The sequence below is a fragment of the Pseudomonas sp. B21-015 genome (assembly GCF_024749285.1).
In the GTDB taxonomy this organism is placed as follows: domain Bacteria; phylum Pseudomonadota; class Gammaproteobacteria; order Pseudomonadales; family Pseudomonadaceae; genus Aquipseudomonas.
The window spans coordinates 5577143-5600139 of the sequence record NZ_CP087196.1 but is presented as its reverse complement, the minus strand read 5'-3'; the positions used below and the strand labels follow the sequence as shown (position 1 = coordinate 5600139).

Sequence of the window (22997 nt, the reverse complement as noted above, 5' to 3'; positions counted from 1 at the left end):
GGCTTGCGAAAGGCGAGGCGTACGATGAGCAAAGAAGTACTGCTGGTTGTTGAGTCGGTATCCAATGAAAAGGGCGTACCGGCAAACGTAATTTTTGAAGCGCTGGAGCTGGCTCTGGCCACTGCTACCAAAAAGCGTTTCGAGGACGAAGTCGATCTGCGTGTGGAAATCAATCGCCACACCGGTGCTTATGAGACATTCCGTCGCTGGACGGTCGTCGAAGAAGCCGATCTGGACGATCCGGCTATTGAAACCTGGCCGAGCAAGGTTGCAGAAACGCATCCCGGCGCCAAGGTCGGTGACGTTGTCGAAGAAAAGATCGAGTCCATCGAGTTCGGCCGCATTGCTGCACAGACTGCCAAGCAAGTCATTGTGCAGAAAGTTCGCGAAGCCGAGCGTGCTCAAGTTGTTGACGCCTATCGCGAGCGCCTGGGGGAAATCATCTCCGGCACCGTGAAGAAAGTTACCCGCGACAACGTGATCGTCGACCTGGGCAACAACGCTGAAGCGTTGCTGGCCCGTGAAGACATCATCTCCCGTGAAACCTTCCGGGTTGGCGTGCGTCTGCGTGCGCTGCTCAAGGAAATCCGCACCGAGAACCGCGGCCCGCAGCTGATCCTGTCGCGTACCGCGCCGGAAATGCTGATCGAGTTGTTCCGAATCGAAGTGCCGGAAATCGCTGAAGGCCTGATCGAAGTAATGGCTGCATCCCGTGACCCGGGTTCGCGCGCCAAGATTGCGGTCCGCTCCAAGGACAAACGCATCGACCCGCAAGGCGCTTGCATCGGTATGCGCGGTTCGCGCGTCCAGGCAGTGTCCGGCGAGTTGGGTGGTGAGCGTGTGGACATCGTCCTGTGGGACGATAACCCGGCTCAGTTCGTGATCAATGCAATGTCGCCGGCTGAAGTGGCGGCAATTATCGTTGACGAAGATGCCCATGCAATGGACATCGCCGTTGGCGCAGACAATCTGGCTCAGGCCATCGGTCGCGGTGGTCAGAACGTGCGTCTGGCCAGCCAGTTGACTGGCTGGACCCTGAACGTGATGACCGAATCGGACATCCAGGCTAAGCAGCAAGCAGAAACCGGCGACATCCTGCGCAACTTCATCGACGAGCTGGAAGTCGACGAAGACCTGGCGCAGGTGCTGGTAGATGAAGGCTTCACCAGCCTGGAAGAGATTGCCTACGTACCGTTGGAAGAAATGCTCAACATCGACGGCTTTGACGAAGAAACCGTCAACGAGCTTCGCGCTCGCGCCAAGGATCGTTTGTTGACCAAAGCCATCGCTACTGAGGAAAAGCTGGCAGACGCCCATCCGGCCGAAGACCTGCTCTCGCTTGAGGGCATGGACAAGGATTTGGCGATGGAACTGGCGGTGCGCGGCGTAATTACCCGCGAAGACCTGGCCGAGCAGTCTATTGACGACCTGCTCGACATCGACGGCATTGACGATGATCGTGCCGGCAAGTTGATCATGGCCGCCCGAGCCCACTGGTTCGAGTAATTAGGCGCGGCCTGAGGAGAGAAGTGCATGACGCAAGTCACGGTGAAACAACTGGCCGATGAGGTCAAAACACCGGTAGAGCGCCTGTTGCAGCAGATGCGTGAGGCAGGTCTGCCGCACACCGCCGCCGAAGAACATGTGACTGACAGTGAGAAGCAATCTTTGCTGACTCACTTGAAAAGCAGCCACAAGGCGAAAGTGGAAGAACCACGCAAGATCACGCTGCAGCGTAAAACCACTAGCACCCTGCGTGTTGCTGGCAGCAAAAGCATCAGCGTTGAAGTCCGTAAAAAGAAAGTTTTCGTACAGCGCAGCCCGGAAGAAATCGAAGCCGAGCGCAAACGCGAACTGGAAGAACGTCGCGCAGTAGAAAATGCTGCACGTCAGAAGGCTGAAGAAGAAGCCAAGCGTCGCGCCGAAGAAGAAGCGCGTCGCCAGCCTGCTGCTGCGCAAACCGCGACTACCGAAGCTGTCGCAGCGCCTGTTGCGGTTGCCGAACCCGTGCGTGAAAGCGCGCCGGTCGTGGCCGCTGCACCTGCAGCCGACACTCGCAAACGCGACGAACAGCGTCGTCCGGACAAACCACGTGCCGACGATAACAATCGTCGTGGCAGTGGCGATGGCGAGCGCAAAAACGCTCCTCATCGTGCTTCGGTCAAGGAAAAAGCGCCTGCTCCACGTGTTGCGCCACGTACTACCGACGAAGAAAGCGATGGCTTCCGTCGTGGTGGTCGCGGCAAGGCCAAGCTGAAGAAACGCAACGCCCACGGTTTCCAGAGCCCAACCGGCCCTGTTGTGCGCGAAGTGAAGATCGGCGAGACCATCACTGTTGGCGATCTCGCCCAGCAGATGTCGGTCAAGGCTGCTGAAATCATCAAGTTCATGTTCAAACTGGGTACCCCAGCGACCATCAACCAGGTACTGGATCAGGAAACTGCTCAACTGGTTGCCGAAGAGCTGGGCCACAAAGTGACCCTGGTCAGCGACACCGCCCTGGAAGATTCCCTGGCCGAGTCCCTGAAATTTGAAGGTGAAGCGTTCTCCCGTGCACCGGTTGTGACCGTAATGGGCCACGTTGACCACGGTAAGACCTCGCTGCTCGACTACATCCGTCGTGCCAAGGTAGCGGCTGGCGAAGCCGGCGGTATCACCCAGCACATCGGTGCGTACCACGTTGAAACCGAACGCGGCATGGTCACCTTCCTCGACACGCCTGGTCACGCCGCGTTTACCGCCATGCGTGCCCGTGGTGCCAAGGCGACCGACATCGTGATCCTGGTGGTTGCAGCGGACGACGGCGTCATGCCGCAGACCGTTGAAGCCGTTCAGCACGCCAAGGCTGCCGGTGTTCCGCTGGTTGTTGCAGTGAACAAAATCGACAAGCCGGGCGCCGATCTCGATCGCATCCGTAGCGAATTGTCGGTTCACGGCGTGACCTCGGAAGAGTGGGGCGGCGACACCCCGTTCGTATCGGTTTCGGCGAAAGTCGGTACTGGTGTGGACGAGTTGCTCGAAGCTGTTCTGCTGCAAGCTGAAGTTCTCGAACTGAAAGCGACCCCTTCGGCTCCTGGCCGTGGCGTTGTGGTTGAATCCCGTCTCGACAAAGGTCGTGGTCCGGTTGCAACCGTTCTGGTTCAGGACGGTACTCTGCGCCAAGGCGACATGGTGCTGGTCGGTTCGAACTATGGCCGCGTTCGCGCCATGCTCGACGAGAACGGCAAGCCAATCAAGGAAGCCGGTCCTTCCATCCCTGTCGAGATCCTCGGCCTGGACGGTACCCCGGACGCTGGCGACGAGATGAGCGTGGTTGCCGACGAGAAGAAAGCCCGTGAAGTGGCTCTGTTCCGTCAAGGCAAGTTCCGCGAAGTCAAACTGGCCCGTGCTCACGCTGGCAAGCTTGAAAACATCTTCGAGAACATGGGTCAGGAAGAGAAGAAGACGCTCAACATCGTCCTCAAATCCGACGTCCGTGGTTCGCTGGAAGCGTTGAACGGTGCCTTGAACGGCCTGGGTAACGACGAAGTGCAAGTGCGTGTGGTCGGTGGCGGTGTTGGTGGTATCACCGAGTCCGACGCCAACCTGGCACTGGCCTCCAATGCTGTACTGTTTGGCTTCAACGTGCGTGCCGATGCCGGCGCTCGCAAGATCGTCGAGCAGGAAGGTCTGGATATGCGTTACTACAACGTGATCTACGACATCATCGAAGACGTCAAGAAAGCCCTCACCGGTATGCTGGGCAGCGATGTTCGCGAGAACATCCTGGGTACCGCTGAAGTGCGTGACGTGTTCCGTTCGCCGAAGTTTGGCGCGATCGCCGGTTGCATGGTTATCGAAGGTGTTGTTCACCGTAACCGTCCAATCCGTGTACTGCGTGAAGACATCGTTATCTTCGAAGGCGAGCTGGAATCCCTGCGCCGCTTCAAGGATGACGCTTCCGAAGTACGTGCCGGCATGGAATGCGGTATCGGCGTGAAGAGCTACAACGACGTTAAGGTCGGTGACAAGATCGAAGTCTTCGAGAAGGTTCAGGTTGCTCGCAGCCTCTAACTCGCGCACTTCAAGAGCCGTGATGTCCAGCCGCATGCAACTGCGCGGCGCATCAGTCGGACTCTAAACGCAACGCCCGGTCTGGCTTCTGTCAGGCCGGGCGTTTGCCGCTTTCAGACCACACGGGTTTCACCGTGGGGCAGTAACAGGTAACAAGACATGGCAAAAGAATATAGCCGTACCCAACGTATCGGCGATCAGATGCAGCGTGAGCTGGCACAGCTGATCCGTCGTGAAGTCAAAGACCCGCGCGTCGGTCTGGTCACCATTACCGCTGTTGAAGTCAGCCGTGACGTCGGTCACGCCAAGATTTTCATCACTGTGATGGGGCAGGACAACGCCGAAGACATCGCGCAAAGCATTAAAGTGCTCAACTCCGCCGCCGGTTTCCTGCGCATGCAGTTGGCCCGCGAAATGAAGTTGCGCAGCGTTCCACAGTTGCACTTCCACTACGACGAAAGCGTCGTGCGTGGCGCGCACCTGTCGGCCCTGATCGAACGTGCGGTGGCTGAAGACAATCAGCACCCGGTAGCGGCTGAACCCGAAGACGCCAAGGAGTAATCGGTGGCTCAGGTCAAACGTATCCGTCGTAACGTCAGCGGCATCATCCTGCTCGACAAGCCGCTGGGGTTCACCTCCAACGCGGCGTTGCAGAAGGTCCGCTGGTTGCTCAATGCCGAGAAGGCCGGGCACACCGGCAGTCTCGATCCGCTGGCCACCGGCGTGCTGCCGTTGTGCTTCGGCGAGGCCACCAAGTTCTCGCAATACCTGCTCGATTCCGACAAGGGTTATGAAACCCTGGCGCAACTGGGCAAGACCACCACCACGGCGGATGCCGAAGGTGAAGTTTTGCTGGAGCGCCCGGTGACCGTTGGTCGCGCCGACATGGAAGCTGTGCTGCCGAAATTTCGTGGGCAAATCAGTCAGATACCGCCGATGTACTCGGCGCTCAAGCGCGACGGTCAGCCGCTGTACAAGCTGGCTCGTGCAGGTGAGGTAGTGGAGCGCGAACCGCGTTCTGTTACTATTGCGCGCTTGGAATTACTGGCCTTTGAGGGTGATACTGCGCGGCTTGCGGTAGATTGCAGCAAAGGCACCTATATCCGCACCCTGGTGGAAGATATCGGTGAGCAACTCGGTTGTGGTGCTTACGTGGCTGAATTGCGACGTACCCAGGCCGGGCCTTTCACGCTTGCACAGACCGTCACTCTGGAAGAGCTGGAAGCGGTACATGCCGAAGGCGGTAACGAAGCGGTCGACCGTTTCCTGATGCCATCGGACAGCGGCCTGCTGGATTGGCCGCTGTTGCAGTTCTCGGAACACAGCGCGTTTTACTGGCTCAACGGCCAACCGGTACGCGCCCCGGATGCACCGAAGTTCGGCATGGTACGGGTACAGGATCACAATGGTCGCTTCATCGGTATCGGTGAAGTGAGCGAAGACGGGCGCATCGCGCCGCGTCGACTGATTCGGTCAGAATGACCGGACGAGGGTGGCTGTTAACAGGCACGGTCACTACTCATTTTTAGATACAGGGATTTGTCCCTGGCCTGTTGAAACCGTCCCTTGGATGGTTTCCTGATAAAAGGATTGCCTCATGGCTCTCGACGTTCAAGAAAAAGCTCAAATCGTAGCTGACTACCAGCAAGCTGTTGGTGACACTGGTTCGCCAGAGGTGCAAGTTGCACTGCTGACCGCCAACATCAACAAACTGCAAGGTCACTTCAAGGCCAACGGTAAAGATCACCACTCCCGTCGTGGTCTGATCCGCATGGTAAACCAGCGTCGTAAGCTGCTGGACTACCTGAAAGGCAAGGACGTGAGCCGTTACAGCGCTCTGATCGCTCGCCTGGGTCTGCGTCGCTAATAAGCGATTGCGCTAGAGGTTGGTTGTCTGTCGTGCGTCAGCGGGTTTCCGCTGGCGCATGACAGGCTCCCAGCCTCAAGTTTTATCTGGATACCTGCTTTACCTGGACAATGAAAGTCGGGCCGATTCCCGGCATTGCCCAAGAATTTCGCAAGAAGACAAGTTCCCCAAGAGCCACAAAGAAGGTAGGACACCGTGAACCCGGTAATCAAAAAATTCCAGTTCGGTCAGTCGACCGTTACCCTCGAGACTGGCCGTATCGCCCGTCAAGCCTCCGGCGCAGTATTGGTCACCGTTGACGACGACGTTAGCGTATTGGTGACCGTCGTCGGTGCCAAGCAAGCCGATCCAGGCAAGGGCTTCTTCCCTCTGTCCGTTCACTACCAGGAAAAGACTTACGCTGCCGGTAAGATCCCTGGCGGTTTCTTCAAGCGCGAAGGCCGTCCTTCCGAGAAAGAAACCCTGACTTCCCGACTGATCGACCGTCCGATCCGTCCGCTGTTCCCAGAAGGTTTCATGAACGAAGTGCAGGTTGTCTGCACCGTCGTTTCCACCAGCAAGAAGACCGATCCGGACATCGCTGCGATGATCGGTACCTCGGCTGCCCTGGCCATCTCCGGCATTCCTTTCGATGGCCCGATCGGCGCTGCCCGCGTTGCGTTCCACGAAAGCACCGGCTACCTGCTGAACCCGACTTACGAACAACTGAAAGCGTCGAGCCTGGACATGGTCGTTGCCGGTACTTCGGAAGCGGTATTGATGGTTGAATCGGAAGCTAAAGAGCTGACCGAAGACCAGATGCTGGGCGCGGTACTGTTTGCTCACGACGAGTTCCAGGTGGTGATCAACGCCGTTAAAGAACTGGCCGCCGAAGCTGCCAAGCCAACCTGGACCTGGGCTCCTCAGGCTGAAGCTACCGAACTGCTGGGCGCTATCCGCGCCGAGTTCGGCGAGGCGATCTCCCAGGCTTACACCATCACCGTCAAGGCCGACCGTTACGCACGTCTGGGCGAGCTGAAAGACCAGGTGGTTGCCAAGCTGTCCGGTGAAGAAGGTCAGCCTTCTTCCAGCGAAGTCAAAGCGGCGTTCGGTGAAATCGAATACCGCACCGTTCGCGAAAACATCGTTAACGGCAAGCCACGTATCGACGGTCGCGACACCCGCACCGTACGTCCACTGAACATCGAAGTCGGTGTTCTGCCGAAGACCCACGGTTCGGCGCTGTTCACCCGTGGCGAAACCCAGGCTCTGGTCGTCGCGACGCTGGGCACCGCCCGTGATGCACAACTGCTGGACACCCTGGAAGGCGAGAAAAAAGACCCGTTCATGCTGCACTACAACTTCCCTCCGTTCTCGGTGGGCGAGTGTGGTCGCATGGGTGGCGCTGGTCGTCGTGAAATCGGTCACGGCCGTCTGGCCCGTCGTTCGGTTCAGGCCATGCTGCCTGCTGCCGACGTGTTCCCGTACACCATCCGTGTAGTGTCGGAAATCACCGAGTCCAACGGTTCGAGCTCCATGGCTTCGGTCTGCGGCGCTTCGCTGGCTCTGATGGACGCCGGTGTGCCGATGAAGGCACCGGTTGCCGGTATCGCCATGGGTCTGGTTAAAGAAGGCGAGAAATTCGCTGTTCTGACCGACATCCTGGGCGACGAAGATCACCTCGGCGACATGGACTTCAAAGTAGCCGGTACCGCCAAGGGTGTGACCGCGCTGCAGATGGACATCAAGATCAAGGGCATCACCGAAGAAATCATGGAAATCGCTCTGGGCCAAGCCCTGGAAGCGCGCCTGAATATCCTCGGTCAGATGAACCAGATCATTGGCCAGTCGCGTACCGAGCTGTCGGAAAACGCTCCGACCATGATCGCGATGAAAATCGACACCGACAAAATCCGTGATGTCATCGGTAAAGGCGGCGCGACCATTCGTGCGATCTGTGAAGAGACCAAGGCTTCGATCGACATCGAAGACGACGGCTCGATCAAGATCTTCGGCGAAACCAAGGAAGCGGCTGAAGCGGCACGTCAGCGCGTTCTGGGCATCACCGCTGAAGCTGAAATCGGCAAGATCTATGTCGGTAAGGTTGAGCGCATCGTCGACTTCGGCGCATTCGTCAACATCCTGCCGGGCAAGGACGGTCTGGTTCACATCTCGATGCTGAGCGATGCTCGCGTAGAGAAAGTGACCGACATTCTGAAAGAAGGCCAGGAAGTGGAAGTTCTGGTACTGGACGTGGACAACCGCGGCCGTATCAAGCTGTCCATCAAAGACGTAGCAGCAGCCAAGGCTTCGGGCGTTTAATCACCCCCTTAGCCTGACCGCTTCAACGTTATAAAAATGCCCCGCCGTGAAAACGGCGGGGCATTTTTTTATGTGCAGGAAGATCAAAAGATCGCAGCCTTCGGCAGCTCCTACACAAGCCCAATGTAGGAGCTGCCGAAGGCTGCGATCTTTTGATTTTGCGGTGCGCCAAGTTGCCGGACCCCGAAGCCAGTGCTAGGTTTAGCCCACAGCCCGTGTAGCTCAGCCGGTAGAGCAGCGCACTCGTAACGCGAAGGTCGCAGGTTCGATTCCTGTCTCGGGCACCATTCTCTTCTTCACTTCACCTTTCTGCTCAGATCCTCGACGGTGCGCTTGAGCTGATCCATCGCGCGATCCTGATCGCTGATCTCCCGTTTGAGGCTGGAAATTTCGCTGTTGTTCGAGCTTGAGCTGGAACCGCTGTTGCGCTTTAGCTCTTCCACTTGCTTGCTGAGGCTATTCAGGTCGCGTTCCTGTTCATTGACCGTGCGCTTGAGATCGTCAATCTCCTTGCTGCTGGAGTTGGAGCTGGAACCGCTGTTGCGTTTGAGTTCTTCGATCTGACGGGCCTGCTCGCTGATGGTGCGCTTCTGGCTTTCCAGTTCGCTGGCATTGGCCTTCACGGTTTTTTGCAGGTTTTCCAGATCATCGATACTGACGCTGGTTCTGACGAGTGTGTCCTTGCCGAATGAATTGTGGAGGGCGGAGATTTTGTCGGAGTACAGCGAAGGGTCAGAGGTGACTTCGACAGCCGCTTGAGCGGCGCTGGCCAATGTCAGGCTGCCGAGCAGCAGGGTAGCGGTGGCAAGCCGGGTAGACGAAAGCTTCGAAAAACTGCGCATCACTGGGGTCCTTGTGAAGTGCCGACATGGCACATCGCTATGACTTGGGATTTGGATTTATGTTCCCGAGGTCTTCAGATCCTCTCGCACGCAGCTTTTTGTGGGATAGATGTAAAGACCCGTGTAAATCATCGGCAAAACGTCCTATATTCGTTGCCTGCATGAGCATCGCCCAGCAGTTTTCAGATGATCCCGAATGGTTCTGAAGGCCAGACAAACCGGGCTTCAAACGGTTTCTTTGCGTCAGAGAGATCCTTGATGATCCAGATCCATCTTCCATTCCCCAGATCAGCGAGAACGCCATGACCGTTAAAGAATTGACCCAAGAAGCCAGACACGAAGAAGCCCTCAAGAAGTACGCGCTGGACGCGCATGAATTGATGGAAGAGATCAAGGACTTGCCCGCCGACGATCAGAAAGACCAGATCCAGTGGGCATTCGAGGATGAGGCTGAATCCCAGGGCTTGCAGCCGTGGGAGCTGACGCTCAAGTACACCTCAAGCCCCGAAGAGTACGAGGCCGCGCGCCTGGCGCTGCACAAGGAAGCGGCCGAGGTGTTGGGCGTCGAGTGGGAAGAGTACTGCGAGATGAATAATCTGGTGGTCTGATCTATGGGAGCGAGCTTGCTCGCGAAGAGGGCGTATCAGTCGACGTAAATGTCGCCTGACTCACCGCTTTCGCGAGCAAGCCCGCCCCCACATTTGAAACGGGCGTTTTCTCGATCAGAGGCTTAAACGCATCGACAGGTCTACCGCCTTCACATCCTTGGTCATCGCACCAATCGAAATGTAATCCACCCCGGTTTCGGCGATTGGCAGCAGCGTGTTTTCGTTGATGCCGCCGCTGGCTTCCAGTTTTGCCTTGCCGGCGTTCAGGCGCACGGCTTCGCGCATGTCGTCCAGGCTCAGCTCATCGAGCATGATGATGTCGGCACCCGCCGCCAGGGCTTCTTTGAGCTCCGCCAGGTTCTCTACTTCGATCTCTACTGGTTTGCCCGGGGCGATCTTGTGCGCGGCAGCGATAGCCTCAGGGATGCCACCGCAGGCGGCGATATGGTTTTCCTTGATCAGGAAGGCGTCATACAGGCCGATGCGGTGGTTATGGCAACCGCCGCACGTCACGGCGTATTTCTGGGCCAGACGCAGCCCCGGAAGGGTTTTGCGGGTATCGAGCAGCTTCACTTGGGTTTGGGCGACGAAATCGGCCAGGTACTGCGCGCGAGTGGCCACGCCGGAAAGCAGTTGCAGGAAATTCAGTGCGCTGCGCTCGCCCGTAAGCAGCGAGCGTGCCGGGCCTTCGAGGTGGAACAACACCTGATTGGGCTTTACCCGTTCGCCATCGCTCACCTGCCAGTGCACGGCGACCCGCGGATCCAGCTGCCGAAACACGGCATCGACCCACGCGGTGCCGCTGATGACAGCCGCATCGCGGGTGATGATGGTGGCTTTGGCCAGGCGTTCGGCCGGGATCAGTTGCGCGGTGATGTCGCCGCTGCCGATGTCCTCGAGCAACGCACGGCGCACGTTGGCTTCGATTTCGGCGGTCAAATCGGCGAGACGTAGATTCGGCATAACGGGCTCCACAAACAAAGTGGCCCGATTATAGGGCCATGGCGCAAGGCAACCCAAGGCATCAGCGGCCATCCCGTCGTTCGTAAACCTGTATTTGGTCGATTCGCGCGAGCAATCCTGAGCAAGGGGTCTTTCATAAGTGTCTATTTTTTTGGGGGCGCAGAGTCTACTGGCACAAGGAAGGTCTTTTGTCGATAATCCGCCTTTCGTTTGACGTCATAGCTTTGACGTGGCTTTGGGTTCCCGATTATTGAATGGCAGCGGGTGAGTGTTGTTCCACGCTTAGCGCCGGCTGTGTGGCCTGTGAACTCGATCTTTCTTACCGAACCGAACCGAAGAATCACCGTTTCAGGAGGCTTGGATGCACAACGACGGGAATGTAGTGCCTTTGCACAAGGCGACTACCGACCAGGCGACTCACTCGCCGCTCGCCCGCCTGCCCGTGATTCTGCTTCAGGTGCGCGACAAGGCAGCCCAACAGCTCAAGCAGGGCTTGCAGGAGCTGTTCGATAACGCCGACGACACCCTGTTCGAAATGGCCGATCGCGCCCAAAACGACGTCGAGCAAAACATCTTCTTCGAAGCCATGCGCGATTTGCGCCTCAAACGCAAAAGCATCGAACGCGGTTTTCTCGAGCAATTTTTCGAGGCTTTCGTCAGCCTCACGCAGCACGACATCGCTCAGGCTGCCTTGCCTCAGGCCTTGGCTTTCGATACCTCGGTGCCGCTATCCCGTGACGACATGGAGCGTAATGTGGCGGTGGAGGTCATGGTCGGCAAAGTGCTGAACCGCGACGGTTTCGCCCTCGACCAACTCACGGCCCGTCTCAGCACGCTGCTGGGCAAGACGCTGGTCGAACAGCACAACCCCTTGGGGCCGACGCTGCTCTGTGAGTATTTCTTGCAGGCCGGACGCAATCTGGGCATGGAGATCAAGGTCAAGCTGATCATCCTCAAACTGTTCGAGCGCTATGTGCTCAGCAATGCTGATCAGCTCTACGCCGAAGCCAATCAACTGCTGATCGCCACCGGCGTGCTGCCGGACCTCAAGCCCGCCCCGGCGCGGCGTGCCACCGATCGGGCGGCGGCCAGTGTTCACGCCGACCCCGCTGAGGCTGGGGGGCGCTCCGGTAATTCTCAGATTGACGATGGGGTGCAGGAAGTTTTCGCCGCCCTGCAGGAGTTGCTGTTCCATGTGCGCGGCAGCGTTGCGCCGACCCTGGAAGTCAGTGCCCAGACCCAGCCCATTTCCACCCGCGATCTGTTGCGCCTGCTCTCGCACTTGCAGCAATACGTGCCGGCGCTGGCGGCTCAGGACGACTTCGATCTGCGTAACCAGCTCGAACTATTGCTGACCCGGGTCAGCGTCAAGAGCGGCAGGTCGCGTGTAGTCGGGGTGGCCGACGAAGACGTGATCAACCTGATCGCCATGCTCTTCGAATGCATCCTCGATGACCGCAACCTGCCGGACTCCCTCAAGGCGCTGATCGGCCGTTTGCAGATCCCGATGCTGAAAGTCGCGGTGCTCGACAAGAGCTTCTTCAGCCGCAGCAGCCATCCGGCCCGGCGCTTACTCAACGAAATCGCCGCTGCGGCCATGGGCTGGGGCGAGTGCGATGACTATGAGCGCGACAGCCTGTATCTGCGCATCGAGCAAGTGGTGCAGCGTTTGCTGAACGACTTTGTCGATGACCCGGCGATCTTTTCCGAATTGCTGGCGGATTTTCTCGCCTTCACCAGTGACGAGCGCCGTCGCAGCGAATTACTGGAGCAGCGCACCCGCGATGCCGAAGAAGGCCGCGCCAGGACCGAACTGGCGCGTCAGCGCGTCGAGCAGGCACTGAACCAGGCGTTGCTGGGCAAGGTGCTCCCGCACAGCGTGGTGGCGTTTGTCCAGGAGGCCTGGAGCAAAGTGCTGTTGCTGACCTGCCTCAAGCACTCTGATCAGTCCACCGAATGGCATGCCGATGTGCAGGCCATGGCGCAATTGATCTGGAGCGTGCAACGCCATGACGAACCCGATGCGAGCCTGCGCCTGTTGGCACTGGTGCCGGGGTTGCTCAAGTCGTTGCGCGATGGCTTGAACAGCTCGGCATTCGACCCGTTCGCCACCGGTGAGTTTTTCAGCGAGCTGGAAGTTTTGCACCTTCAGTTGTTCGAACGCCCGGGCCAGAAAAGCACGGCTGTTGACGCACCGCTGATGGTCGAAGTGCAGCAGGAAATCGTGCTTCGCACCGCTGACGAAGGCCCGGTCGAAACGGCATCGATGCGTTTGCCGGAGGACGATGTTGCTCTGCTTCAGGTCGATCAGCTGCACCTGGGCTGCTGGGTCGAGTTTCAGGAAGACGAGGAAAACACCCTGCGCTGCAAGCTGGCGGCGATCATTGAAGCCACCGACAAATACATCTTCGTCAACCGTACCGGGATGAAAGTGCTGGAGCACAGCCGTACCGGTCTGGCCCTGGAGTTCCGGCGTGGCGCGGTGCGAACGCTGGACGACACCTTACTGTTCGATCGGGCGCTGGAGTCGGTGCTGGGCAACCTGCGGCGTCTCAATCGCGGCAAGTGATCGCGCGCCGAGGGTCTATCGCGGCATACTGGGCGCCAACACAGTCGTCGTTGAAGGAACCTGTATGCAGTTGGACCCCGCGAGCGGTTGGTGTCAGGGTGTGCGCATATGCCCCTCGCCCAACTTCAATGCGCGCCCCGAGGGCGAAATTTCCCTGTTGGTGATCCACAACATCAGTCTGCCGCCAGCGCAGTTTCTGACCGGCAAGGTGCAGGAATTTTTCCAGAATCGTCTGGATGTCACGGAACATCCCTACTTTGCGGGGATCGCTGACCTGCGGGTGTCTGCGCACTTTCTGATTGAGCGTGACGGTGCTGTCACTCAGTTTGTCTCTTGTCTTGAGCGCGCATGGCACGCTGGCGTCTCGTGTTTTGAAGGACGGGACACCTGTAACGATTTTTCCGTGGGCGTCGAGCTTGAAGGCACGGATGATCTACCGTTCACCGATGCGCAATATCAGGCGTTGACGACCCTGACCCGACAGCTGCAAGGCGCCTTCACGGGCATCACCGCGCAACGCATCTGCGGGCATAGCGACATTGCACCCGGGCGCAAGACAGACCCGGGACCGGCGTTCGACTGGGCACGCTATCGCGCGGCTCTGGCAAAAGAGGGATCACAATGAGTTTTCTGGTGCTGCTTCTGGCGGTGTGGATCGAGAAGTTCTCGGCCCTGCGCCATCGGGTTCAACGTGATGGCGGTTGGGTTCGCGAGCTGAACAAGCTTGAAGCCAGCCCACGCATGAGCAACCGTCCGTGGCTGATACTGGCGGTGCTGGTGTTGTTGCCGGTGGCGCTGCTGGGGTTGCTGTTGGTGGTGCTGGAGCCGGTGGCCTACGGTTTGCTGGCGTTGCCGGTGCATCTGCTGGTGGTGATTTACAGCCTGGGCCGTGGTGATCTGCTGGCCGGGCTTGGGCCGTTTCGCGATGCCTGGCGCCGGGAAGACCTGCAGGCCGCCGCCCATGTCGCCAAACGTGACCTGGATATCTGCGCTGACAACGGCGAGCAGCTGCTGGAACGGGTGCAAGGGTATCTGCTGTGGGAGGCCTATCAGAGCTTTTTCGCGGTGATCTTCTGGTACTTCCTGCTGGGCCCGGTTGCGGCCCTGAGCTATCGACTGCTGGCGCTAGCCGAAGAGCATGGTCAGAACCCGGCCGTGGTCGAGCGTGCCGCGCAGCTGCGTCATGCGTTCGATTGGGTGCCGGTGCGACTGCTGGCGGCGAGTTTTGCGCTGGTTGGCAACTTTGTCGCGGTCAGCCGGGTGATGCTGCATGAACTGCTGAACTGGAACATCAGCGCCGCCCAACTGATCGAGAAGGTCGGGTTGGTGGCCGGTGAAATTCCGGCGCCGGTGGTCGGCCCGGACGGCATCAACAGCCTGGACCGGATCTGGGAACTGCTGCTGCGCGCGGCGGTGCTTTGGTATGCCGGGTTTGCGTTGTGGACGGTGTTGTCGTAATCCACAACACCTGTGGTGAGGGGGCTTGCCCCCGTTGGGTCGCGAAGCGGCCCCCGGCGCCCATCCAGGCAGACTAAGTTGTCTGGAATTACGACTGCTTCGCAGCCGAGCGGGAGCAAGCTCCCTCGCCACAGGGGCTCATCCGCTCCAACAACGGCGACCTGTCGTTAACCTTAAGTTACAAAACCTTCCTCCGAATTAAGCTATACAGAGATAGCGCCAATAGTGGCTATCTGCTGTCTCTGCGCGCCTGCCAATAAAAATAAAAAATCAAAGGGAGACTTCACAGTGAAGAGCTTGCTCTATCCCGCCGTCGCGCTGATGAACCGCCTGAGCTTCGGCATGAAGTTCAGTCTGATCAGCGTGCTGTTCCTTGTGCCAATGCTGGTGACCAATTTCTATCTGGTACGCGATTCCTACCGCGAATTCCAGGGCACCCAGGTCGAGTTGCAGAGCCTCGACCTGCTGGGCAGCGGCCTGAGCCTGCGCCGGGATCTGGAAACCCTGAATAACCTGGTGCAGATCAACGTCACCCTCGGCCAGTCCGGCAAGGCCGGTCATGTCGAATCGACGATCAGTGCCCTGGAGCAAAGCGTTCTGACCCGTTTGCAAGGGCTGGCGGCGATGACCACTGACCCGGAACAAATCACGTTTTTCGATGGCAAGCGCGATGAAATGATCGTCGCGTTCAAGGCCCAGCAAGCGGAAAACTCCCTGCAAAGCAAAAGTGCGCTGATCGGCAAGTTGCTCGGCAACGCGCAGATTTTCAGCCAGATCATCGCCAGTCAGGCAGGCCTGAGCCGTGACAGCCAGAGCGACATGCGGCAGCTGAGCGAACTCATTACCAACGTCACGCCGGCCGTCACCCAGACGCTCGGCGAAGGCCGGGCGATGGGCGCTTACTCGCTGGGGCAGGGCTTTCTCAATTCGGCGTCGAGCACCCGTTTCGAAGAGTTGCTGGCGCAGATCGAAAAACTTCAGGCCGAATACGGTCTGAAATTGCAGGACGCACTGGGCTCCAGTAAAGCCGCGCGTGAAACCCTGGCTGCCCAGGCCGACAGCAGCAAGGCCTCCCTGAAAAAGGCCAGTGAATTGTTCGAAGAACAGGTGGTGATGGCCGATACCCTCGATGCGCCGTGGCTGGCTTTTTACGATCAGGTCACGGGCCTGATGGACCAGACCTACCACCTCAATGAAGCCACCCTGAAGTTTCTCGATATTCAGTTGCAGCAGCGGCTGGAGCAGCACCGCACCCACATGGTTTTGCAGGCAGTGGCGCTGGCGCTGGTGTTTGTGTTGATTTTTTACCTCTATGGCGGTTTCTACGCCTCGACCCGCACCACCCTCAAGCGTCTTGGCGCGGTGATGGACAAGGTGGCGGCCGGTGACATGACCGTGACTTTCAGCGCCAACAGCCGCGATGAACTGGGCGAGTTGGGTGAGGTGTTTACCGGCACCGTGAAGAAAATCCATGACCTGATCGAGCGAGTGGGCCAGACCGTCAGCGAGGTCGAGCGTCAGGCTGGGCAGGTCGAAAGCGTGTCCGCCCAGAGCAACCAGGCGGTGGCGGGGCAGCGCACACAGATCGAACAGGTCGCCACGGCGATGAACCAGATGTCGGCCACTTCCCTGGAGGTGGCGCGCAGTGCCTCTGCGGCCGTCAGCAGTGCCCACAGTGTCAATGACGAGACCATCAGCGGTCGTGGGCTGGTGGAGTCCCAGCAGGGCAGCATCGCTGCACTGGCCAGTGAAATCGATCAATCTGTACGGGTGATCAACCAACTGGCCAGCGACAGCCAATCCATCAGCCGTGTGCTGGAAGTGATCAAAAGTATTGCCGAACAGACCAACCTGCTGGCTCTTAATGCCGCTATCGAAGCCGCGCGCGCGGGCGAGCAGGGCCGTGGTTTTGCGGTGGTGGCGGACGAGGTTCGGACCCTGGCCAAGCGCACCCAGCAATCGACCGAAGAAATTGAGCAGATGATTGCCAAGCTACATAGCGGTGTCGGTGCAGCCGTCAAGGCGATGGGCACCAGCCATCAAATGGCCAACGGCACGGTCGGGCAGTCCGAAAAGGTCCAGCAGGCGCTGGAAAACATCCTCGGCGCCGTCGGCATGATCGTCGACCAGAACCAGCAGATCGCCGCCGCGGTAGAACAGCAGACCGCGGTGGCTCACGACATCGACCAGAACATCGTCGAGATCAACCGCGCCGGCGAGCGTACCGCCGACGGCGCGCACCAGACTGAAAATGCCAGCCGAGCATTGTCGGCGCAGGTGGTGGAGCTCAAGCAATTGATCAGCGCGTTCCGGGTTTGATGCCACGCAGCAGATCCAATGTGAAGCGGGCTTGCCCGCGATAGCGTCTTACCATTCAACATCAATGTTGACTGACAGTCCGTCATCGCGGGCAAGCCCGCTCCCACAGGTATTGCGTGAATCAGCGGACTACCAGTTGAACAACTCACACGCATTGGCGGTGCTGACGGTAGCCAGTTGTTCGGGGCTGATTGCCATGATGGCGGCCAGTGCCTCGCAGATCGCCGGCAAATGGGCCGGGCTGTTGCGTTGGCCGGGGAACATGGCGGGGGCCATGTCCGGTGAGTCGGTTTCCAGTACCACCGCTTCAAGGGGCAAGCCGGCGATCACCCGGTGCATGCGCAAGGCTTGCGGCCAGGTCGCGGCGCCGCCGAGGCCGAGTTTGAAACCGAGCTTGATGTATTCGCGAGCCTCTTCCTGGCTGCCGGCGAACGCATGAATGATGCCCGCCCGTTTCAAGCGAAAACGTTTGAGCGTGGCAATCACCGCCGCGTGGCTGCGTCGCACATGAATCAGCGCCGGCAGATTGAAGTCCGCCGCCAGTTGCAGTTGGGCATCGAACAGTGTTTGCTGACGTTCACGATCCAGGGTTTCGATGAAGTAATCCAGACCGATCTCGCCCACCGCGCATAGCTGGCGATGGCCCGCCAATCGAGTCAGCCAGTCACCGAGTTCGGTCAAATCCTCAGGGCGATGGTCATCCAGATACACCGGATGCAAACCGAACGCCCCATGCAAATCGGGATCGCTTTGCACCAGCTCCCAGACCCGCTGCCAATTGGCCTGATAAACCCCCAGCACCACCATCCGCCGCACGCCGAGGGCGCGGCTTTCGGCCAGCAGCGCCCGACGATCCGGGTCGAAATCCGGAAAATCCAGATGAGTGTGGGTGTCGATCAGTTCCACGGTTCAATCCTGATGAATACGCTGCTTGAAGGTCCGTGCGATGGCCTGCACGCCGGGCTGGTAATCGGCCTGTTCGATGGCGGCCAATGCCAGCTCCAGGGCTTTGTCGGCGATCAGCTGGTGCTGCTGGGACATGGCGTTGACCGGCAGCGGCAGGAAGTCCAGCAACTGCGTATCACCGAAGGTGCCCAGGCGCAGCGGGCGGGATTTGAGCGGGAAGTCGTGCAAGGCATCGAACACGCCCTGAAGCAGCACATAGGAGGTGGTCACCAGCGCATCCGGCAAATGGCCCAGACGCTGGAGCAACTCTTCCATCAATTGTTTGCCGCACTCACGGCTGAACGACTCACCGTGTTCGATCATCGCTTCGCCTTTAAAGCCGTTCAGCGCTTCCTTGAAACCCGCCGCCCGCTCCTGGCTGATACTCAATTCGGGGCGTGCGCCGATCAGCGCGATCTGTTTTGGCAGCGGGTCCAGCAGGCTGCGGGTCAGGTGCAGACTGGCTTCGCGATCATCGCTGATCACCGAGCAGAAGTGCTCGGGTTCCATCACCCGGTCGATGGCGATGATCGGAATGCCTTTGGCCTGCAACAGGCGATAGCTGTCGTCGCCGGTCGGCAGGCAACTGGCGACGATCAACGCATCGCAGCGGCGGGCACGGAACAGTTGCAGCAGTTGCCGTTCACTGTCTGGCGCATCGTCGGAACTGGCGATCAGCAGCTGATAACCGCGAGCCCGGGCGCCTTGCTCCAGCAGTTTGGCGATTCGTGCGTAACTGGGGTTTTCCAGGTCCGGCAGAATGAACCCCAGGGTGCGGGTGTGCCGACTGCGCAGCCCGGCGGCCTGAGGATTGGGTGTGAAGCCATGTAGTTCGACCACCGCCCGCACGCGCTCGACGGTGGCGCTGCTGATGCGTTGCTGTTCGGCCTTGCCGTTGATGACATAACTGGCGGTGGTCACGGAGACGCCGGCCAGCTGTGCAATATCACTGAGTTTCAACCCGGGTTTTCCTTTTTTATTCGAGTTTGCCCGACATTTTCGCCGATCCTACCTGATTCAGGCAGACGACCATTGTCGCAGCACATCCGACAATTGGACTTCAAGGATGAGACATTATCGAGTAACGTGCCTAACATTCTAGATTAAACGTTTCAGCAAGCGTATTTTCTACGTTATAGGTCGCTTTGGTCGGTTCTGCCGCGAAACCGCCAAAATTGCCCCTGAAAAGGTGTTTCCAAACGCCTAAGCTGAATCAATCAAAACAATACCTGGCGTCACACGGCGCCAAAAAGGAGAAAGCATGCTCGAGCTCACCATAGAGCAGATATCCATGGGCCAGTCGGCTGTGGATAAAGCCAGCGCCTTGCAATTACTCGCTGACAGACTCGTGACCGATGGCCTGGTGGCCGACGGTTACCTCGCCGGCTTGCAGGCCCGGGAAGCCCAGGGCTCGACCTTTCTTGGTCAAGGTATTGCCATCCCCCACGGCACCCCGCAAACCCGCGATCAGGTGTTCGCCACCGGCGTGCGGCTGATGCAGTTTCCTGATGGCGTGGACTGGGGCGATGGCCAGATCGTTTATCTGGCCATCGGTATTGCTGCCAAATCCGATGAACACCTGCGCTTGCTGCAACTGCTGACCCGTGCCCTCGGTGAAACCGACCTGGGCCAGGCCCTGCGCCGCGCCAGTTCCGCCGAAGCCTTGCTGAAGCTGCTGCAAGGCGCGCCGCAAGAGCTGGCACTGGACGCACAGATGATCGGCCTCAGTGTGTCCGCCGATGACTTCGAAGAGCTGGTCTGGCGCGGTGCCCGTTTGCTGCGTCAGGCCGATTGCGTGAGCAACGGTTTTGCCGGCGTCCTGCAGCAGGTCGAGGCGCTGCCCCTGGGTGATGGCCTGTGGTGGCTGCACAGCGAGCAAACGGTGAAGCGTCCAGGTCTGGCCTTCGTTACCCCGGACAAACCCATTCGCTACCTCGGTCAGCCGCTGAGCGGTCTGTTCTGCCTGGCCAGCCTCGGTGAAGCCCATCAGGCGCTGCTCGAACGCCTTTGCGCGTTGTTGATCGAAGGTCGTGGTCATGAATTGGGCCGCGCCACCAGCAGCCGCGCGGTGCTGGAAGTGTTGGGTGGTGAAGTGCCGGCGGATTGGCCGAGCGCACGCATTGCCTTGGCCAACGCCCACGGCTTGCATGCGCGCCCGGCGAAGATCCTCGCGCAACTGGCGAAAAGTTTTGAAGGCGAAGTTCGCGTACGCATCGTCGACGGTCACGACAGCGCGGTGTCGGTGAAAAGTTTGAGCAAGCTGCTCAGCCTTGGTGCCCGTCGCGGTCAGGTGCTGGAATTCATTGCCGAACCAACTATCGCTGCCGACGCCTTGCCCGCCTTGCTGGCGGCCATCGAAGAAGGCCTCGGTGAAGAAGTCGAGCCGCTGCCGGTAGTGAGCCAACAGCGCGAAGTGATCGCTGATGTTGCCGAAGTGCTGCTTGCACCGGCCTCCGGCAGTTTGATTCAGGCGATTGCCGCCGCGCCGGGGATCGCCATCGGCCCGGCGCATATTCAAGTGCTGCAAGTTATCGATTACCCGCTGCGCGGTGAGTCTGCCGCCATCGAGCGCGAACGTCTCAAGCAAGCGTTGGTGGATGTGCGTCGCGACATCGAAGGCCTGATCGAACGCAGCAAGGCCAAAGCGATTCGCGAGATTTTCATCACCCATCAGGAAATGCTCGACGACCCGGAACTGACCGACGAAGTCGCCACCCGCCTCAAGCAAGGTGAAAGCGCCGAAGCGGCGTGGATGACGGTGATCGAAGCCGCCGCCAAACAACAGGAATCGCTGCAGGACGCATTGCTCGCCGAACGTGCCGCCGATTTGCGCGACATTGGTCGTCGGGTGTTGGCGCAATTGAGTGGCGTCGAAACACCGGCCGAGCCTGCGCAGCCGTACATTCTGGTGATGGACGAAGTCGGCCCGTCGGACGTTGCGCGTCTTGATCCGACGCGCGTGGCCGGCATTCTCACCGCTCGCGGTGGTGCCACGGCCCACAGCGCTATCGTCGCCCGGGCTCTGGGTATTCCAGCGCTGGTGGGCGCCGGTGCCGCCGTGTTGCTGCTGAAGCCGGGCACACCGCTGTTGATCGATGGTCAACGCGGTCGCCTGCACGTGGACGCCGATGCCGCGACCTTGCAGCGTGCCACCGAAGAGCGCGACACCCGCGAACTGCGCTTGAAGGCCGCCGCCGAACAACGCCATCAACCGGCGCTGACCTCCGATGGCCACCCGGTGGAAGTGTTCGCCAACATCGGCGAAAGCGCCGGCGTCACCAGCGCGGTGGAGCAAGGCGCCGAAGGCATTGGCCTGCTGCGCACCGAACTGATTTTCATGGCCCACCCACAAGCGCCGGACGAGGCGACCCAGGAAGTCGAATACCGTCGCGTACTCGATGGCCTGGCCGGCCGACCGCTGGTGGTGCGCACCCTCGACGTCGGTGGCGACAAACCGCTGCCGTACTGGCCGATCGCCAAAGAAGAAAACCCGTTCCTCGGCGTGCGTGGCATTCGCCTGACCCTACAACGTCCGCAGGTCATGGAAGCGCAGTTGCGCGCCTTGCTGCGTGCGGCGGATAACCGTCCCTTGCGGATCATGTTCCCGATGGTCGGCAGCGTCGATGAGTGGCGTCAGGCTCGGGACATGACCGAACGTCTGCGCCTGGAAATTCCGGTAGCCGATTTGCAACTGGGGATCATGATCGAAGTGCCGTCGGCCGCCTTGCTGGCGCCGGTGCTGGCCAAGGAAGTGGACTTCTTCAGCGTCGGCACCAACGACCTGACGCAATACACCCTGGCCATCGACCGTGGTCATCCGACCTTGTCGGCCCAGGCTGACGGCTTGCACCCGGCAGTGCTGCAACTGATCGACATCACCGTGCGTGCGGCTCATGCTCATGGCAAGTGGGTCGGCGTGTGCGGTGAACTGGCGGCCGATCCGCTGGCGGTGCCGGTGCTGGTGGGCCTGGGTGTGGATGAGTTGAGCGTGTCGGGCCGCAGCATTGCCGAGGTCAAGGCGCGTATTCGTGAACTCAGCCTGACCCAGACTCAAACCCTTGCCCAACAGGCCCTGGCCGTGGGCAGCGCGAACGAAGTCCGCGCATTAGTGGAGGCCCTGTAATGGCCAAGATCTTAACCCTGACCCTCAACCCGGCACTGGACCTCACCGTTCAGTTGCCGGTACTTGCACCCGGTCAGGTCAACCGCAGCGACGAAATGCACACCCACGCCGCTGGCAAAGGGGTAAACGTGGCGCAGGTGCTGGCCGACCTCGGGCATCAAGTGACCGTCAGTGGTTTTCTCGGGGAAGACAATCTTCAGGCGTTCGAAACCCTGTTTGCCAAACGCGGTTTCACCGACGCGTTTATCCGTGTCCCCGGCGAGACCCGCAGCAATATCAAACTGGCGGAAAGCGATGGGCGCATCACCGACATCAACGGTCCGGGGCCGAGGGTCAGTGAAGCGGCGCAGCAGGCCTTGCTCGATCGTCTCGACCAGATTGCTCCCGGGCATGACGCGGTCGTGGTGGCCGGCAGTTTGCCCCGTGGCGTGAATCCTCAGTGGTTGCGGGAACTGATCCATCGCTTGAAAAAACGCGGCTTGAAGGTGGCGCTCGACACCAGCGGTGAAGCCTTGCGCGCAGGTTTGGCGGCCGGTCCATGGCTGATCAAACCTAACACCGAAGAACTGGCGCAAGCGCTGGGGTGCGAGGTGGTTTCCGTGGGTGCCCAAGCCGAGGCGGCGAGCCGTTTGCATGCTCATGGCATCGAGCACGTGGTGATTTCCGACGGTGCGGACGGGGTGAACTGGTTCAGTGTCGGCTCGGCCATGCACGCCACGCCGCCCAAGGTCAGCGTGGTCAGCACTGTCGGTGCCGGGGATTCGTTGCTGGCGGGCATGCTGCACGGTTTGCTCAGTGCCGATACGCCGGAACAAACCTTGCGCACCGCCACCGCGATTGCCGCCATGGCCGTTACCCAGATCGGTTTTGGTATCGGCGACGCCGCGCAGCTGGCGCACCTCGAACAGGGTGTGCGCCTGCGCCCCCTGACAGAACAATAAGAGGGTTT

At 59.7% G+C, this 22997-nt stretch carries 17 protein-coding genes, 1 tRNA gene and 1 pseudogene; 15 read left to right on the top strand and 4 right to left on the bottom strand.

The genetic code is table 11. From position 1 onward, the window contains the following. Positions 1-24: 24 nt before the first annotated feature. The 7 genes from nusA to LOY38_RS25625 all read left to right on the top strand — a co-directional run bounded on the left by nusA (position 25) and on the right by LOY38_RS25625 (position 8508). Positions 25-1506 carry a transcription termination factor NusA gene (gene nusA / locus LOY38_RS25655; protein WP_007900474.1) on the top strand — a complete coding sequence of 494 codons (1482 nt, stop codon included), beginning with the start codon at positions 25-27 and terminating at the stop codon, positions 1504-1506. Positions 1507-1533: 27 nt separating this feature from the next. Next, positions 1534-4053 (top strand): translation initiation factor IF-2, encoded by a 2520-nt coding sequence (gene infB / locus LOY38_RS25650; protein ID WP_258697608.1) that lies wholly within the window; start codon positions 1534-1536, stop codon positions 4051-4053. 159 nt (positions 4054-4212) lie between these two features. Then, positions 4213-4614: a 30S ribosome-binding factor RbfA gene (gene rbfA / locus LOY38_RS25645; RefSeq protein ID WP_007942872.1), complete on the top strand. Its 402-nt coding sequence runs from the start codon at positions 4213-4215 to the stop codon at positions 4612-4614. 3 nt (positions 4615-4617) lie between these two features. Continuing rightward, positions 4618-5535: a tRNA pseudouridine(55) synthase TruB gene (truB, locus tag LOY38_RS25640; RefSeq protein ID WP_258697607.1), complete on the top strand. Its 918-nt coding sequence runs from the start codon at positions 4618-4620 to the stop codon at positions 5533-5535. A gap of 115 nt (positions 5536-5650) precedes the next feature. Next, positions 5651-5920 carry a 30S ribosomal protein S15 gene (gene rpsO / locus LOY38_RS25635; protein ID WP_011332409.1) on the top strand — a complete coding sequence of 90 codons (270 nt, stop codon included), beginning with the start codon at positions 5651-5653 and terminating at the stop codon, positions 5918-5920. Between the two features lie 195 nt (positions 5921-6115). Then, the gene (gene pnp, locus LOY38_RS25630; RefSeq protein ID WP_258697606.1) at positions 6116-8221 is read left to right on the top strand and encodes a polyribonucleotide nucleotidyltransferase; all 2106 of its coding nucleotides are present in this window, start codon (positions 6116-6118) and stop codon (positions 8219-8221) included. Positions 8222-8432: 211 nt separating this feature from the next. After that, a tRNA-Thr gene (locus LOY38_RS25625) sits at positions 8433-8508 on the top strand. Positions 8509-8517: 9 nt separating this feature from the next. On the opposite strand, the gene LOY38_RS25620 is transcribed toward LOY38_RS25625, so the two are convergent. Further along, positions 8518-9063, bottom strand: a complete 546-nt coding sequence (locus tag LOY38_RS25620) for a hypothetical protein (RefSeq protein WP_258697605.1) — start codon at positions 9061-9063, stop codon at positions 8518-8520. 302 nt (positions 9064-9365) lie between these two features. Here LOY38_RS25620 and LOY38_RS25615 point away from each other — a divergent pair, with 302 nt between their 5' ends. After that, positions 9366-9671, top strand: coding sequence for a DUF6388 family protein (locus tag LOY38_RS25615; RefSeq protein ID WP_008067218.1), 306 nt, complete (start codon positions 9366-9368; stop codon positions 9669-9671). Positions 9672-9785: 114 nt separating this feature from the next. On the opposite strand, the gene nadC is transcribed toward LOY38_RS25615, so the two are convergent. Continuing rightward, positions 9786-10634: a carboxylating nicotinate-nucleotide diphosphorylase gene (nadC, locus tag LOY38_RS25610; protein ID WP_258697604.1), complete on the bottom strand. Its 849-nt coding sequence runs from the start codon at positions 10632-10634 to the stop codon at positions 9786-9788. 361 nt (positions 10635-10995) lie between these two features. Here nadC and LOY38_RS25605 point away from each other — a divergent pair, with 361 nt between their 5' ends. From LOY38_RS25605 to LOY38_RS30400, 5 genes and pseudogenes are all read left to right on the top strand, one after another. Continuing rightward, complete coding sequence (locus tag LOY38_RS25605; protein WP_258697603.1) at positions 10996-13203, top strand: DUF1631 domain-containing protein; 2208 nt, start codon at positions 10996-10998, stop codon at positions 13201-13203. Between the two features lie 64 nt (positions 13204-13267). Next, on the top strand, positions 13268-13828 hold the full coding sequence (gene ampD, locus LOY38_RS25600) for a 1,6-anhydro-N-acetylmuramyl-L-alanine amidase AmpD (protein ID WP_258697602.1): 561 nt from the start codon (positions 13268-13270) through the stop codon (positions 13826-13828). Next, the gene (gene ampE / locus LOY38_RS25595; RefSeq protein ID WP_258697601.1) at positions 13825-14661 is read left to right on the top strand and encodes a regulatory signaling modulator protein AmpE; all 837 of its coding nucleotides are present in this window, start codon (positions 13825-13827) and stop codon (positions 14659-14661) included. Before ampD ends, ampE begins: the two co-directional genes overlap by 4 nt. A gap of 321 nt (positions 14662-14982) precedes the next feature. Beyond that, positions 14983-16122, top strand: a pseudogene (locus LOY38_RS30405) (HAMP domain-containing protein); the annotation flags it as partial. A 144-nt stretch (positions 16123-16266) separates the two neighbouring features. Further along, complete coding sequence (locus LOY38_RS30400) at positions 16267-16980, top strand: methyl-accepting chemotaxis protein (protein ID WP_408980639.1); 714 nt, start codon at positions 16267-16269, stop codon at positions 16978-16980. Positions 16981-17109: 129 nt separating this feature from the next. Here LOY38_RS30400 and LOY38_RS25585 read toward each other — a convergent pair whose 3' ends face one another. Beyond that, on the bottom strand, positions 17110-17886 hold the full coding sequence (locus tag LOY38_RS25585) for a TatD family hydrolase (RefSeq protein WP_258697599.1): 777 nt from the start codon (positions 17884-17886) through the stop codon (positions 17110-17112). Positions 17887-17889: 3 nt separating this feature from the next. After that, positions 17890-18885 carry a catabolite repressor/activator gene (gene cra, locus LOY38_RS25580; RefSeq protein WP_258697598.1) on the bottom strand — a complete coding sequence of 332 codons (996 nt, stop codon included), beginning with the start codon at positions 18883-18885 and terminating at the stop codon, positions 17890-17892. 301 nt (positions 18886-19186) lie between these two features. On the opposite strand from cra, the gene ptsP reads away from it, so the two are divergent. Continuing rightward, the gene (ptsP, locus tag LOY38_RS25575; protein ID WP_258697597.1) at positions 19187-22048 is read left to right on the top strand and encodes a phosphoenolpyruvate--protein phosphotransferase; all 2862 of its coding nucleotides are present in this window, start codon (positions 19187-19189) and stop codon (positions 22046-22048) included. Further along, positions 22048-22989, top strand: a complete 942-nt coding sequence (pfkB, locus tag LOY38_RS25570) for a 1-phosphofructokinase (protein WP_258697596.1) — start codon at positions 22048-22050, stop codon at positions 22987-22989. The genes ptsP and pfkB overlap by 1 nt, the downstream gene beginning before the upstream one ends. The last annotated feature ends 8 nt before the right edge of the window (positions 22990-22997 follow it).

Excerpts from the sequence above, each read along its gene's own strand:
- nusA (WP_007900474.1), top strand. The coding sequence starts at position 25 with ATGAGCAAAGAAGTACTGCTGGTTGTTGAGTCGGTATCCAATGAAAAG.
- infB (WP_258697608.1), top strand. The coding sequence starts at position 1,534 with ATGACGCAAGTCACGGTGAAACAACTGGCCGATGAGGTCAAAACACCG.
- rbfA (WP_007942872.1), top strand. The coding sequence starts at position 4,213 with ATGGCAAAAGAATATAGCCGTACCCAACGTATCGGCGATCAGATGCAG.
- rpsO (WP_011332409.1), top strand. The coding sequence starts at position 5,651 with ATGGCTCTCGACGTTCAAGAAAAAGCTCAAATCGTAGCTGACTACCAG.
- LOY38_RS25620 (WP_258697605.1), bottom strand. The coding sequence starts at position 9,063 with ATGCGCAGTTTTTCGAAGCTTTCGTCTACCCGGCTTGCCACCGCTACC.
- LOY38_RS25615 (WP_008067218.1), top strand. The coding sequence starts at position 9,366 with ATGACCGTTAAAGAATTGACCCAAGAAGCCAGACACGAAGAAGCCCTC.
- nadC (WP_258697604.1), bottom strand. The coding sequence starts at position 10,634 with ATGCCGAATCTACGTCTCGCCGATTTGACCGCCGAAATCGAAGCCAAC.
- LOY38_RS25605 (WP_258697603.1), top strand. The coding sequence starts at position 10,996 with ATGCACAACGACGGGAATGTAGTGCCTTTGCACAAGGCGACTACCGAC.
- ampD (WP_258697602.1), top strand. The coding sequence starts at position 13,268 with ATGCAGTTGGACCCCGCGAGCGGTTGGTGTCAGGGTGTGCGCATATGC.
- ampE (WP_258697601.1), top strand. The coding sequence starts at position 13,825 with ATGAGTTTTCTGGTGCTGCTTCTGGCGGTGTGGATCGAGAAGTTCTCG.
- LOY38_RS30400 (WP_408980639.1), top strand. The coding sequence starts at position 16,267 with ATGAACCAGATGTCGGCCACTTCCCTGGAGGTGGCGCGCAGTGCCTCT.
- ptsP (WP_258697597.1), top strand. The coding sequence starts at position 19,187 with ATGCTCGAGCTCACCATAGAGCAGATATCCATGGGCCAGTCGGCTGTG.
- pfkB (WP_258697596.1), top strand. The coding sequence starts at position 22,048 with ATGGCCAAGATCTTAACCCTGACCCTCAACCCGGCACTGGACCTCACC.